This is a genomic window from Aeromonas sp. FDAARGOS 1415 (genome assembly GCF_019048365.1).
GTDB lineage: Bacteria > Pseudomonadota > Gammaproteobacteria > Enterobacterales > Aeromonadaceae > Aeromonas > Aeromonas taiwanensis.
On record NZ_CP077363.1, the window covers coordinates 699,822 to 712,681 of the forward strand.

Sequence of the window (12,860 nt, forward strand, 5' to 3'; positions counted from 1 at the left end):
ATTCCCGCATATGGACGATCAGCTGCCCAGAGTGCGACCAAAACGGACAAATCGACAACAAAAAGCCGGTACACTTTCTTGCCGAACTGAATAATATGATGAGATGGGGCACGGTTCCGTCCGGATTCAGCCCGGCTGGAATAGACTGACCCGCAATGACAATCAACCGAGGCCATCATGAACAGAACGACTACCTTGTTACTCTCCCTTCTTCTGGTTACCGGCGCGGCCAAGGCCATGTCACAGTATGAAGAAGAGGGCGGTTCAACGTTCTCCGTCGATGCGCTTACCTTCAACCTGGACTGGGATGACAAGCAATATCACTGGTCACAAGCCGATTGCCTCGATCTGGGCATGAACGATGTGATCCCTTCTGAATGCCGGGGAATGAAGGTCGATCTCGATGACACAGAGCAGCGCAATCATCCTCCCAGCACCAACCAGATCCCAGTCGACACGGGCAACGACCAGTAACCAAGGAGAATTCTCGCCATGACTCACAAATTCCTGCTCAACAAACACGCCCTGCTGCTCTCCCTGCTGCTGGTCAATGGCGCCGCATTTGCTGCTCCCCCTCACTCCAAAGATGGCGATGGCATCCGTATCTCCACCGACAACGTGAAGCTGAACGTCGACTGGGATGACAAGGAGTACGACTGGTGGCAGCACAACTGCCTGGATCTCGGCATAGGTGACAGCAGACTCAAGCTCAATTGCGACAAGATCGATGGCAAATACCGGGATCACTACAACCGCAGCATCCACAGCGGCAACAACCCGGGCCAGGGTCACAACAAGTCCAAGGACAAAGGCAACAAGAAACACTGATCGGGCCATCGGTCAGCGTGAAACAGGGGCCATTGGCCCCTGTTCGCATTCTGCCTACCAGTAATTTTCCACGCTGATGTTGCCGGGGGTTCGTCGCAGGTTCTTGGCCAGCCCCATCCCTATCAGGGTCTGCTGGGTCTCCTTCACCATGTCGGGATTGCCGCAGATCAGCACCTGACTCTGTTCTGGGGAAAACGTGAGACCCACCCGTTCCTGCAGTTGGCCACTGGTGATGGCGGCCGGGATCCGGCCGGCCATGGCCCCAGGCCAGAACTCGCGGCTGACAAAGGGCACATAGGAGAAACGGGCGCCGTAGCGCTCGGAAAAACTGGCGATTAGAGACAGATAAGTGAGCTCTTCTCCCGTACGTACCCCGTGAACCAACACCAGATGCTCGAAGCGCTCGAAGGCCTCCCCTTGTGCCAGCATGGCGAGGAAGGGACCGATGGCGGTACCGGTGGAGAGCAGCCAGAGATCCCGCCCGGCCGGTACCTCGTCCAGCGTCAGAAAGCCGGTCGCCTGGGACTGCACCAGCACGGAATCCCCCACCTGCAGGGCACCCAGGGAGGGGCTCAGCTCGCCATTCGGGATCTCGATCAGATAAAACTCGTGGTAGGGCATGTCGGGGGGATTGACGAAGGAATAGGCCCGCTGGATCCGCTGTTCGCCCCGTTGCAGGGCCAGCTTGGTGAATTGCCCTGCCTTGTAGGGGGCAAGTTCTGCCTCTACCCGCAGGGAGAACAGAGTGGGGGTCCACTCGATGCGATCGATGACCCGACCTTCAACCCAGGCAGCCATAAGGTTCTCCTTCAGAGGAACGGAACCTTCACTCTACCCTTTGATCCCCGCTTGATTCAAAAAGAAAAAAACCCGCGCAAGTGCGCGGGTTTTTTCTGCAAAGCGAGACGCTATTACAGAGCAACAACCTGGATTTGTACGGTTGCCTTGACGTCAGCGTGCAGCTGAACGGCAACTTCGTACTCACCGGTGTTACGCAGAACGTTGCCCATGCGGACTTCGCTCTTGGCAACGGCTACGCCGGCAGCAGTGATGGCTTCAGCCACGTCACGGGTACCGATGGAACCGAACAGCTTGCCTTCGTCGCCAGACTTGGAGGCGATAACCACGGTAGCCAGTTCGGCCAGCTTGGCAGCGCGCTCTTCGGCAGCAGCCTTGTTGGCAGCCAGTTTGGCTTCCAGCTCAGCGCGGCGAGCACCGAAGGCTTCGATGTTGGCCTTGGTGGCCATAACAGCTTTGCCTTGCGGGATCAGGTAGTTACGGGCATAACCAGCTTTAACAGAAACTTGGTCACCCAGACCGCCCAGTTTGGCGATCTTATCGAGCAGGATAACTTGCATTACCTTTCCTCTATAAATTTCGTTGAGTTAGGCGTAAGCGCCGGACCGATTCTTACTTGTTGTGCAGATCGGTGTACGGCAGCAGAGCCAGGTAACGAGCACGCTTGATGGCGCGTGCCAGCTGACGCTGATACTTGGCGCGGGTACCGGTGATACGGCTCGGTACGATCTTGCCAGATTCAGTGACGTAGTTTTTCAGAGTAACGATATCTTTGTAGTCGATCTCGGTAACGTTCTCGGCGGTGAAGCGGCAGAACTTACGACGACGGAAATAACGTGCCATGGCCTTTATCCTCTAATGCGGTGATCTAAGAATTACTCTTCGGAAGATGCTTCAACAGCATCTTCACGACGCTCGTCGTCACGACGGGTGAAGCGCTCTTCCTTGGCCTTGGCCATCGGAGAAACTTCAGTCACGGCGTGCTTGGTGCGCATGATCATGTTGCGGATAACGGCATCGTTGAAGCGGAAGTTGGTTTCCAGCTCATCGATAACGGCCTGCTCGGCTTCTACGTTCATCAGAACATAGTGAGCCTTGTGCAGCTTGTCGATCGGGTAAGCCAGTTGACGACGGCCCCAATCTTCCAGGCGATGAATGGTGCCACCAGCGGTGGTGATAGCGCCGGTGTAACGCTCGATCATGCCAGGTACTTGCTCGCTCTGGTCCGGATGAACCATGAAGACGATTTCGTAATGACGCATTTTAGCTCCTTACGGATTAATTCAGCCTCCGCCCAGGTGCAGCCAGACCTCGGAGGCAAGGAACATAGTGGTGTTTAGACGCTGCTTTCTAGGGCGGCGTATTGTACGAAATCACCTCAGCCACTGCAACTGGCGTCAACAGATGTTTTTCTCTATCACCTTGATGCAAAACTTCAATTGATAATGATTATCACTTAGATCTATGCTCTCCTCATATCCCCATGGAGGATGACAGCATGCAACCCGCAGTGACCACGGCCATTCCGGCCCGAAAATTCAAGCTGACCCTGCTCGGGCCCGCCTTCATCGCCGCCATCGGCTACATAGATCCGGGCAACTTCGCCACCAATATCCAGGCAGGCTCCACCTTCGGCTACCAGCTGCTCTGGGTGGTGGTGTGGGCCAACCTGATGGCCATGCTGGTACAGACGCTGTCCGCCAAGCTCGGCATCGTCACCGGCAAGAATCTGGCGGAACATATCCGCGACAGGCTGCCCAGACCGGCCGTCTGGGCCTACTGGGTGCAGGCGGAGATCATCGCCATGGCCACGGACCTCGCAGAATTTATCGGGGCTGCGGTCGGCTTCAAGCTGCTCTTCGGCGTCCCCCTGCTGGAGGGTGCCTGCATCACCGCCGTGGTCACCTGGGGCATCCTGATGCTGCAGTCCCGCGGTCAGAAGCCGCTGGAGTTCGTGGTGGGCGGGTTGCTGCTGTTCGTCGCTGCCGCCTACATCGTCGAGCTCGTCTTCTCCCGCCCCCACCTGCCCAGCCTGCTGGAGGGCGCCCTCTTCCCCGATCTGCCCAACGGGGATGCCGTCTATCTGGCTGCCGGCGTGCTGGGGGCGACCGTGATGCCCCACGTCATCTACCTGCACTCGGCACTGACCCAGCACACCCATGACAAGGGATCAGTCCACCAGCGACTGCACAGCACCCGGGTCGACGTGGCCATCGCCATGACCATCGCCGGTTTCGTCAACCTGGCCATGATGGCCATGGCCGCGGCCGCCTTCCACGCCTCGGGCAACCAGCAGGTAGCAGCGCTGGAAACCGCCTACCAGACTCTCACCCCCTTGCTGGGACCGGCCGCCGCCACCCTGTTCGGCCTCTCCCTGGTCGCCTCCGGCATCTCCTCCACCGTGGTGGGCACCCTGGCCGGCCAGGTGGTGATGCAGGGGTTCGTGCGCTTCACCATCCCGCTCTGGCTGCGCCGGGCCATCACCATGGCCCCCGCCTTCGTGGTGATCGCCATGGGGCTCAACACCACGGAGATCCTGGTGCTGAGCCAGGTGATCCTGAGCTTCGGCATCGCGCTCGCGCTCATTCCCCTGCTGATCCTGACCGGCGATCGCGCCCTGATGGGGGAGCATCGCAATCACCCGCTGACCCAGGCCGTGGGGCGTCTCATCGTCGCCCTGGTGACAGGCCTCAACGCCTACCTGCTGGTCACCATGATCTAGCGCCTTGCCCTGCCCCTGCTGGAGGCTCGTTAACACCGGTTAATGAGCCTCTTCGCACTTTCGCGTATGCTGCCGCTTTTCCTTCCTATTAATCGTTGCGGGAGCCCTGCCATGGAACATACCCGGGTCAGCTTCGTGCTGGGTCATCATCAGGAACAGGCCAGCGTCATCTATTGCGAGCAGGGGGAACCTACCCTGCTCGTCACCGATCTCACCCCCTTTCATCCCCAGAGCCACCTCTGGCCCGATCAACCCGGGGACCAGGGCACAGTGCATTGGGAGGGGGGCGAGGCGAGCATCGGCCCCTGCCGCATGGGGGCCATCAGCCCGGCAGGCGAGCTGTTCGTGGATCAGGCCATCCCGGTCAAGCGGGGCGCCGAGGGCTGGGCTTTCGTGGTGGTGCATCCCCTCGCCGGTTCCCACCAGCTTGCTATCGGCACGCAAGTAGCACTGAAGGTGAATGCCGAGGCACGCCATGCCCTGAGCCTGGGTCACAGCGCCTGCCATCTGGTTGCCCTCGCCCTCAACCGGGTGCTCACCCCCTACTGGCGCAAGGAGGTGAGCGAGCGGGACGCCCTGGATCAACCCGACTTCGATCGCCTCGCCATCCAGCGCTCCCGGGTCGAGCCTCTCGGCTCCCGCGAGCAGTACCGCATCGGCAAGAGCCTGCGCAAGAAGGGGGTCAACGGTGAGGCCCTGCAGGCGGAGCTGGCGCAGGTGGAAGAGCAGGTCAACCGGCAGCTCGCCGACTGGCTGGCTGCGGGGGGCGAGATCCGCCGCAGCCGGGCCGGCGAGGCCATCATCGACTCGCGCTACTGGCATGGTGTGCTGGAAGAACGAGAGCTGACCATTCCCTGCGGCGGCACCCATGTGGGCAGCCTGGCCGAACTGGGGCAGGTACAGGTGCAACTGGCCCCCTGTGAAGAGGGGTTCATCCTCACCACCCGGGTCACCCCCTGAGCCAGGCGCCGGGCCTGGCTTATTGCGGTCTGGCGTCGCTCTTCATCAGCCGAGGCGGATCAGCAGGATCCCGCCGAGGATCACCAGGGCCGCCATCAACCGGGCGCGCCCCAACCGCTCCCCCAGCCAGCCCCAGGAGAGCAGCACGGCGAACAGCACGCTGCTCTCGCGCAGGGCCGCCACCAGACCGATGGGGGCTCGGGTCATGGCCCAGATGACGATGCCATAAGCCAGAAGCGATAGGGCACCACCCAGCGCCCCCGAGTACCAGTCGGCCCAGGTCAGGGTGCGCAGGGACGTGCGACCCTGCCATCGCATCAGCAGCGGCATCATCAGGGCGGTCAGGGTAAAGAGCCAGAGGGTGTAGCGTACCGGAGCATCGGCCGAGCGGGCCCCCATGCCGTCAGACAGGGTATAGGCGGCGGTAAAGAGCGAGGTGATCAGTACCGCCTGCAGGGCGGCCGGAGCGAGCCGAAGACCACCTCGCCATGCCATCAGCAGCACCCCGCCCACCAGCACCAGGGCCCCCGACACCGCCACCGTCCCGGGCACCTCGCCAAGCAGCAGAGCACCGAACAACAGGGTCATCAGGGGAGCACAGCCCCGGGCCAGCGGATAGACCTGGCCAAACTCGCCCAGCCGGTAGGCACGTCCCAAAAACAGGCAATAACCGCAGTGCAGCAGGATGGAGAGCGCCAGCCAGGGGTATTCCACTGTGGCCGGCAGCCCCACCAGGGGCAGGAAAGGCAGGGAAAACAGCCCGGAGCAGAGGGAGACCAGGAGTACGCTGACCCGCCCCGCTGCCTGGCGCTTGGCCAGCGCGTTCCACAGGGCGTGCAGCAAGGCGGCCAGCAGAATGGCCGAGAAGATAGAGAGTGTCACGACGGGGTTCCGAACGACAGGGGAGCGCCATCATACTCGTTTGCATCACCACAATGTGAGAGCCGGCGCATGGCCGTCCACTTTCCCGCCATGTGACTGATCAGGCAGGCTGCCTGCGCATGCCCACGTGGGGAATGTCGTCCTCAAGATACCCCTCCCCTTCAGCCACAAAGCCGTGCCGGCCATAGAAGCCCTGCAGGTGGGCCTGGGCTCCCAGCCAGATGCTGTGCGCGGGCCAACGTCCCAGGCACGCCGCCACTGCCTCGTCGAGCAGCTTGTGGCCAAGGCCATTCCCCCTCGCCCTGGGCGAGGTCACCACACGACCGATGGCAGAGCCCGTCTCATCGCCCACGCCTGGGGCCATGATCCTGGCATAGGCGGCCAGCAGATCCCCCTGATGGCCAAGCAGATGCCAGACCCCCTCGCGGCGATCCAGCCCGTCCAGATCCTGGAAGGGGCAGGTCTGTTCCACCACGAACACCTCGGCCCGCAGGGCCAGTAACTCGTACAACTCGTCCGTGGTCAGTTCCGACCAGGATTTCAGGGTCCAGTTCATGGATAGCTCCTTGTGAATGCGGCCCGCCAGCATAGTCCCGCGCCCGAGGGACGTCATTAACCTTGGTTAAGCGCTTTCAACCGCCTGCGAATGCGGCTCAGACTGATGGGGGTAATGCCGAGATAGGCGGCAATCAGGTGATCCGGCACCCTGGCATCCAGCGCGGGGAAACTCGCGAGAAAATGCTGATAGCGGGCCTGGGGGCTCCCGGTCAGCAGCAACAGCTCCTTCTCCTCCTTGATACGCAGCTGCACGGCCAGCAGATGCTGATACCAGGTGGGCCAGCAGGACAGCGTGCGCAGATCTGCCAGTGCGAAGATCTGCAGCCGGCAGGGCTCCAGCGCCTCCACGCTGTAACGGGCGGGGTCCCCGCTGAGCAGGTGGTGGAAATCGAGAAACTCGTCCCCCTCCCAGTAGAACTCCTTGATGTACTCGCGGCCATCCGCCAGCACCACCTTGGCCCGCAGCAGCCCCTCCTCCACTCTGACCAGGAGTGCCGGGCTGTCTCCGGCATGCCAGAGGCAAGATTTGGGGGAAAGGGTCAACGGCCGGGCAAAAGAGAGGAGGCGCGCGGCCTCCTGCTCATCTGCGACCCGATCCCAGTCGAAGGGGGGTCTGTCGGTCATCGCCCGATCAGCCGCGACGTTGACGCACGGCTTCGAACAGGCAGACACCGCTCGCCACCGAGACGTTGAGGCTGGAGACAGCCCCCGCCATGGGGATGCTCACCAGCTCGTCGCAGTGCTCGCGGGTCAGTCGGCGCATGCCCTTGCCTTCGGCGCCCATCACCAGCGCCATGGGGCCGGTGAGTTTCGCCTGGTAGAGGTCGTGATCCGCCTCGCCGGCGGTACCGACGATCCAGACACCGCGCTCCTGCAGCTCGCGCAGGCTGCGCGCCAGGTTGGTGACTTGGATGAGCGGCACCACCTCGGCGGCGCCGCAAGCCACCTTGCGCACGATGGGCGTCAGGCCGGTGGCCTTGTCCCGCGGCACGATCACCGCATGCACCCCGGCCGCATCGGCACTGCGCAGGCAGGCACCGAGGTTGTGCGGATCGGTCACGCCGTCCAGCACCAGCAGGAAGGGCGCAGTCTCTTGCGCCGCCAGACCGTCCAGCAGGCTGGCCAGATCGTGCTCAGCCAGCTTGGGCGCTTCAATGACCTTGGCCATGATGCCCTGGTGATTGTTGCCTTCCGCCTTGTCATCCAGCGTCTTGCGGTTCACGCTCTGCACCCTGATGCCGAGGGACTCCAGCTCCGCCAGCAGGGGCTGCAGCCGCTCGTCATCGCGGCCCTTGAGGGCCCACACTTCGATGAAGCGCTCGGGGGTACGCTCCAGCAGCGCGGAGACGGCGTGAATGCCGTAGATCAATTCAGTACTCATTTCGTGCTCTTGGCCTTGTCGCGAGCCTTCTTGCTCGGTCGTCTGTTGCTGGGTTTGGCACGGCCACCCTTGTCGGATTTGCCGCTCTCCTTGCCCTCTTTGCGTTTCTCGTGGCGCTGGGCGCTCTTGGCCTTCTCTTTCTTGATCTCGGCCTGCTTGCGCGCCATCTCTTTGGCGTTCTTGCCGGTGGCCTTGAGCGGCTCTTCCACCATCACGAAGTCGATCTTGCGATCGTCCAGGTTCACGCCCATCACCTTGACCCGCACCTTGTCACCCAGACGGTAGCGACGGCGGAAGTTCTCGCCGATCAGCTGCTGGTGCAGGGGGTCGAACTGGTAGTAGTCGTTGGTGAGGGTGCTGACGTGCACCAGACCGTCGATGTGGATCTCGGCCAGGCGCACGAAGAAGCCGAAGCCGGTGACGCTGACGATGACGCCGTCAAACTCGTCACCCACATGATCCAGCATGTACTCGCACTTGAGCCAGTCGGCCACATCGCGGGTGGCGTCGTCGGCACGACGCTCGGTCATGGAGCAGTGCTCGCCCATCGGGTCCACTTCTTCCAGCTGGTAGTGGTAGCCACCGCTCGGGGTCCACTTGTGGCGCAGGTTGCCCTGCTGCTCCTTGGCGGTCTGGTACTTGATCGCCCGGTGCAGGATGAGGTCGGGGTAGCGACGGATCGGCGAGGTGAAGTGAGCGTAGGACTTCAGGGCCAGACCGAAGTGGCCGATGTTGTCGGCCTGATAGATGGCCTGGCGCATGGAGCGCAGCAGCATGGTGGAGAGCAGCTCCGCATCCGGGCGCCCTTCAAACTTGGCGGCCAGCTCGGCAAAGTCTTTCGGCTCGGGCTCCAGGCCCCCCTTGAGCTCCAGGCCGAGCTCGGCCAGGAAGTCACGGAAACCGGTGAGGCGCTCCTCGCCCGGGCGGTCGTGCACCCGGAACAGAGCGGAGGCCTCGTTCTTTTCGATGTAGCGGGCGGCGGCCACGTTCGCCTGGATCATGCACTCTTCGATGATCTTGTGGGCGTCGTTGCGCACCAGCGGCACGATGCGGTCGATCTTGCGCTGGGCGTTGAAGATGAAGCGGGTCTCCTCGCTCTCGAACTCCACCGCACCGCGCTGGTGACGGGCATGCTTGAGCGCCTTGTAGAGGTTGTTGAGCTCTTCAATGTGGCCCACCAGGGGGTCATACTGCTGACGCAGCTTGGGATCCCCGTCCAGGATCGCCGCCACCTTGGTGTAGGTCAGACGAGCGTGGGAGTTCATCACGGCTTCGTAGAACTTGTAACCAGACATGCGGCCGGCGGCGGAGATGGTCATCTCGCACACCATACAGAGGCGGTCCACCTGGGGGTTCAGGGAGCAGAGGCCGTTGGAGAGCACCTCGGGCAGCATGGGCACCACGAACTCCGGGAAGTAGACGGAGTTGCCGCGCTGGTAGGCTTCGGTGTCGAGGGCAGTGCCCGGCTTCACATAGGCGGAGACGTCGGCAATGGCAACCCAGAGGCGCCAGCCGCCCCCGCGCTTGGCTTCACAGAAGACCGCGTCATCGAAGTCGCGGGCATCTTCCCCGTCGATGGTGACCAGCGGCAGGGCACGCAGGTCGATGCGGCCTTCTTTGGCTTTCTCCGGCACCTGTTCGCCCAGACCGGCAACCTCCTTGGTTACCTCCTCGGGCCAGGTGTGCGGGATGCCGTGGGTACGCAGGGCGATCTCGATCTCCATGCCCGGAGCCATGTTCTCACCCAGCACCTCCAGCACGGAACCGACCGCATTGAAACGGGCGGTGGCACGCTGGTTGATGCGCACGACCACGACCTGGCTCTGGCGAGCGCCCTTGTTCTCCCCTTCCGGGATGATGATGTCCTGGCCGATGCGGCTGTCGTCGGGTACCACGAAACCCACGCCATTCTCGACGAAGTAGCGACCGACGATGTCCGCCTCGCGAGCCTTGAGCAGGCGCACCAGACGCGCCTCCTGGCGCCCCTTGCGATCGATTTCGGTCGGCTGCACCAGAGCATAGTCGCCGTGCATCAGACGCTGCATCTCGCGGTTGTTCAGGAAGAGATCCGCTCCACCACCTTCGGGACGCAGAAAACCGAATCCATCTTTGTGGCCAAGCACATAGCCTTTGACCAGATTCAGACGATCCGGCAGGGCGTAACATTGGTTGCGCGTGAATACCAGTTGCCCATCGCGCTCCATGGCGCGCAGACGACGGCGAAGGGCTTCCAACGGCTCTTCCTCGGTCAGCTTGAGGACCTTGGCCAGCTCTTCACGGGACATGGGTTTTTCATGGCCCTTGATGAGCTCCAGCAGCATCTCGCGGCTGGCGATGGGATTTTCGTATTTTTCGGCCTCGCGTTGGAGGAAAGGATCTTTTTGAGACATAAGCAGGCCTTAGGGTAGGTAGTTACGCAGACATTATATCGAAGGGGGGAGCTAATGGCATCCATCGACTGCCTTTTGGCCATTCTCTCTGTCATACTGGCCGCAGTTTGCAGGTATGTGAGACTCGGAACTCATGAGCAAGGACTCGTTCGCCCAATCTGCCGCCTATTTGAAACAGGCGGTACCCCTGATGATCAAGTATCAAATCCCCACCACGCCGCACAATTACCACCTCTGGTACAACTATGTCTCCGGCGACATGCCCGAGCTGAACCAGGCCATCGATCAGGCCATCAAGCTACAGGGCACCTTCTCCCTTTCCACCTGTGAGCGTCTCTATCACCAGCACCTCGCCAGCCAGGACGAGCGACAGCTCGAGGAGATGAAGCTCAGCCTCGCCGCCATGGCCAATGAGCTCGGTAGCTCCATGCATGACGCCCTGGTGGATACCGGCCAGTTCCAGGCCATGCTCGACAAGAGCTTCGACAAGTTGAGTCTCATCGACGACGAGGGGCTGAGCCTGGACGACACCATGGCCATCTTGCGGGAGCTGGTACGCGAGTCGCGGGACGTACGCATGTCCACCCTGCACTTTCGCAGCCAGCTCAGCAACGCCGAGAAGGAGATCAAGGAACTGCGCGAGGCACTCAACGAGACCCGCAAGCTGGCCAACGAGGATGCCCTCACCAACCTGCTCAACCGCCGTGCCTTCGATCTGGAGCTGGACAGCCTGATCCGCAGCAAACGGCCCTTCTCGCTGATCATGGCCGACATCGATCGCTTCAAGAGCTTCAACGACGAGTATGGCCACCTGCTCGGTGACCAGGTGCTGCGCATCGTCGGCAAGCGGCTTCGAGAAGCCAGCAAGGAGGGGATCACGGCCTATCGCCTCGGCGGTGAGGAGTTTGCAATACTGGTGCCGAACCGAGCCCTTGCGCTGACCCGCCAGATGGCCGAAAGCCTGCGTCGCATCATAGAGCGGATGTCGATCCTGGATCGCAAGTCTGGCCGGCGCATCGACCACATCACCGCCTCTTTCGGCGTGGGAGAATATAGCGGCCAGGAGACGGGCGACAGCCTGGTCGAGCGCACCGACAAGCTGCTCTACAAGGCCAAGGAGCTGGGCCGCAACCGGGTGATGCCATTGCCCTCCTGAACCTCCATACGAAAAAGGCCGGTCAATGACCGGCCTTTTTCATGCTCACCACACCAGGATCAGAGGCTTTTCAGCTTCTCTTCCGGCAGGGCCAGCTCGTCGTTGCGGTTGACGCCGATGCCGCGCTCCAGCACGTGGCGGGCGATGGCGTGCGCCTCTTCCAGGGAGTGCATGCTGTAGGTGCCGCACTGATATTCGTTGAGCTCGGGGATCTTGCCCTGCTCCTGCACGGTCAGCACGTCGCTCATAGCGGCCTGCCAGGCGGCGCCGACACGGGCCTCATCCGGTGCGCCAATCAGGCTCATGTAGAAGCCGGTGCGGCATCCCATGGGAGAGATGTCGATGATCTCGACCCCATTCCCATTGAGATGGTCACGCATAAAGCCGGCAAACAGGTGCTCGAGGGTATGGATGCCGCGCTCGGAGAGGATCTCCTGGTTCGGCACGCAGAAACGCAGGTCGAACACTGTGATGGTGTCCTTGTTCGGGGTCTGCATGGTCTTGGCCACCCGCACTGCAGGGGCTGCCATGCGGGTGTGGTCGACGGTAAAACTGTCCAATAACGGCATTTCTGACTCCTGATGTGGTTACGAGAACCAGCCCCCGCTGGGCAGCTGATCCTTGCATTGTCGATACTGGGCGCCGTAGCGTTGGGCTCGGGCCTCCACCTTGCGGGAGACTTTCATCAGCCACCCCTTGCTGCGGTAACTGCCACGTCGGTAGCCACCCCAGCCTTCGTGATAATTCAGATACTGGCCATAGGCATCCCACTTGGAGGTGCCATTGAGCCGTTGTGCCTTGCTAGTGTACCAGCCCATGAAATCGATGGCGTCGGCAAAGTCGTCCCGATCACTCCAGCCGTTCCCGGTTTCCCGCTGGTAATCATCCCAGGTCTCGTCCTTCACCTGGGCGTAGCCGTAGGCGGAACTCGCCCGTCCGGTCGGGATGAAGAGGAAGTACTGCATCGGCGGCTGGGCATCGTGTACGAAGGAGGACTCCTGATACATCATGGCCATCACCACCTGCACCGGCGTTCCCCACCGCTCGTTCATCCTGAGCGCCGCCTTGTGCCAGTCAGGCTTCTCGCGAAAGATCTGGCACAGGTTTTCTGGCTGGGCCGGCGGGCGGGTACTGCAGGCGGTCAGACCAAACACCAGGCCAGCCACCACGGCGAGACGCATCCAC

The 12,860-nt window shown here is 61.9% G+C and carries 16 protein-coding genes; 5 read left to right on the forward strand and 11 right to left on the reverse strand.

Annotated features, from left to right (window positions below; genetic code table 11):
* The first annotated feature begins 177 nt into the window (after positions 1 to 177).
* Both I6L45_RS03280 and I6L45_RS03285 read left to right on the forward strand, forming a co-directional pair.
* The gene (locus I6L45_RS03280) at positions 178 to 474 is read left to right on the forward strand and encodes a hypothetical protein (RefSeq protein WP_216983446.1); all 297 of its coding nucleotides are present in this window, start codon (positions 178 to 180) and stop codon (positions 472 to 474) included.
* A gap of 18 nt (positions 475 to 492) precedes the next feature.
* On the forward strand, positions 493 to 828 hold the full coding sequence (locus tag I6L45_RS03285) for a hypothetical protein (protein ID WP_043757739.1): 336 nt from the start codon (positions 493 to 495) through the stop codon (positions 826 to 828).
* 54 nt (positions 829 to 882) lie between these two features.
* On the opposite strand, the gene I6L45_RS03290 is transcribed toward I6L45_RS03285, so the two are convergent.
* The 4 genes from I6L45_RS03290 to rpsF all read right to left on the reverse strand — a co-directional run bounded on the left by I6L45_RS03290 (position 883) and on the right by rpsF (position 2,888).
* A complete protein-coding gene (locus tag I6L45_RS03290; RefSeq protein ID WP_216983447.1) occupies positions 883 to 1,626 on the reverse strand; it encodes a ferredoxin--NADP reductase in 744 nt (247 codons plus the stop codon).
* 113 nt (positions 1,627 to 1,739) lie between these two features.
* Complete coding sequence (gene rplI, locus I6L45_RS03295; RefSeq protein ID WP_043757734.1) at positions 1,740 to 2,186, reverse strand: 50S ribosomal protein L9; 447 nt, start codon at positions 2,184 to 2,186, stop codon at positions 1,740 to 1,742.
* A gap of 52 nt (positions 2,187 to 2,238) precedes the next feature.
* Positions 2,239 to 2,469, reverse strand: coding sequence for a 30S ribosomal protein S18 (rpsR, locus tag I6L45_RS03300; protein WP_005313392.1), 231 nt, complete (start codon positions 2,467 to 2,469; stop codon positions 2,239 to 2,241).
* 32 nt (positions 2,470 to 2,501) lie between these two features.
* Complete coding sequence (gene rpsF / locus I6L45_RS03305; protein ID WP_005331771.1) at positions 2,502 to 2,888, reverse strand: 30S ribosomal protein S6; 387 nt, start codon at positions 2,886 to 2,888, stop codon at positions 2,502 to 2,504.
* Between the two features lie 236 nt (positions 2,889 to 3,124).
* Here rpsF and I6L45_RS03310 point away from each other — a divergent pair, with 236 nt between their 5' ends.
* Both I6L45_RS03310 and I6L45_RS03315 read left to right on the forward strand, forming a co-directional pair.
* A complete protein-coding gene (locus tag I6L45_RS03310; protein WP_216983448.1) occupies positions 3,125 to 4,348 on the forward strand; it encodes an Nramp family divalent metal transporter in 1,224 nt (407 codons plus the stop codon).
* Between the two features lie 111 nt (positions 4,349 to 4,459).
* Entirely contained in the window at positions 4,460 to 5,308 is an 849-nt protein-coding gene (locus I6L45_RS03315) for a hypothetical protein (protein ID WP_216983449.1), read from the forward strand.
* 45 nt (positions 5,309 to 5,353) lie between these two features.
* Here the strand turns inward: I6L45_RS03315 and I6L45_RS03320 are convergent, their stop codons facing one another.
* From I6L45_RS03320 to rnr, 5 genes are all read right to left on the reverse strand, one after another.
* Positions 5,354 to 6,190, reverse strand: a complete 837-nt coding sequence (locus I6L45_RS03320; RefSeq protein ID WP_216983450.1) for a DMT family transporter — start codon at positions 6,188 to 6,190, stop codon at positions 5,354 to 5,356.
* 100 nt (positions 6,191 to 6,290) lie between these two features.
* Positions 6,291 to 6,746, reverse strand: coding sequence for a GNAT family N-acetyltransferase (locus I6L45_RS03325; RefSeq protein WP_210549513.1), 456 nt, complete (start codon positions 6,744 to 6,746; stop codon positions 6,291 to 6,293).
* A gap of 56 nt (positions 6,747 to 6,802) precedes the next feature.
* Positions 6,803 to 7,372: a Crp/Fnr family transcriptional regulator gene (locus I6L45_RS03330; protein ID WP_043757721.1), complete on the reverse strand. Its 570-nt coding sequence runs from the start codon at positions 7,370 to 7,372 to the stop codon at positions 6,803 to 6,805.
* A 7-nt stretch (positions 7,373 to 7,379) separates the two neighbouring features.
* A complete protein-coding gene (rlmB, locus tag I6L45_RS03335) occupies positions 7,380 to 8,129 on the reverse strand; it encodes a 23S rRNA (guanosine(2251)-2'-O)-methyltransferase RlmB (protein WP_134694841.1) in 750 nt (249 codons plus the stop codon).
* A complete protein-coding gene (gene rnr / locus I6L45_RS03340; RefSeq protein WP_216983451.1) occupies positions 8,126 to 10,519 on the reverse strand; it encodes a ribonuclease R in 2,394 nt (797 codons plus the stop codon). The genes rlmB and rnr overlap by 4 nt, the downstream gene beginning before the upstream one ends.
* Positions 10,520 to 10,652: 133 nt before the next feature.
* On the opposite strand from rnr, the gene I6L45_RS03345 reads away from it, so the two are divergent.
* Complete coding sequence (locus I6L45_RS03345; RefSeq protein WP_043757713.1) at positions 10,653 to 11,675, forward strand: GGDEF domain-containing protein; 1,023 nt, start codon at positions 10,653 to 10,655, stop codon at positions 11,673 to 11,675.
* 59 nt (positions 11,676 to 11,734) lie between these two features.
* On the opposite strand, the gene luxS is transcribed toward I6L45_RS03345, so the two are convergent.
* Both luxS and I6L45_RS03355 read right to left on the reverse strand, forming a co-directional pair.
* Positions 11,735 to 12,244 carry an S-ribosylhomocysteine lyase gene (gene luxS, locus I6L45_RS03350; RefSeq protein ID WP_011704660.1) on the reverse strand — a complete coding sequence of 170 codons (510 nt, stop codon included), beginning with the start codon at positions 12,242 to 12,244 and terminating at the stop codon, positions 11,735 to 11,737.
* An 18-nt stretch (positions 12,245 to 12,262) separates the two neighbouring features.
* A complete protein-coding gene (locus I6L45_RS03355) occupies positions 12,263 to 12,856 on the reverse strand; it encodes a transglycosylase SLT domain-containing protein (RefSeq protein ID WP_209279864.1) in 594 nt (197 codons plus the stop codon).
* Positions 12,857 to 12,860 lie beyond the last annotated feature (4 nt).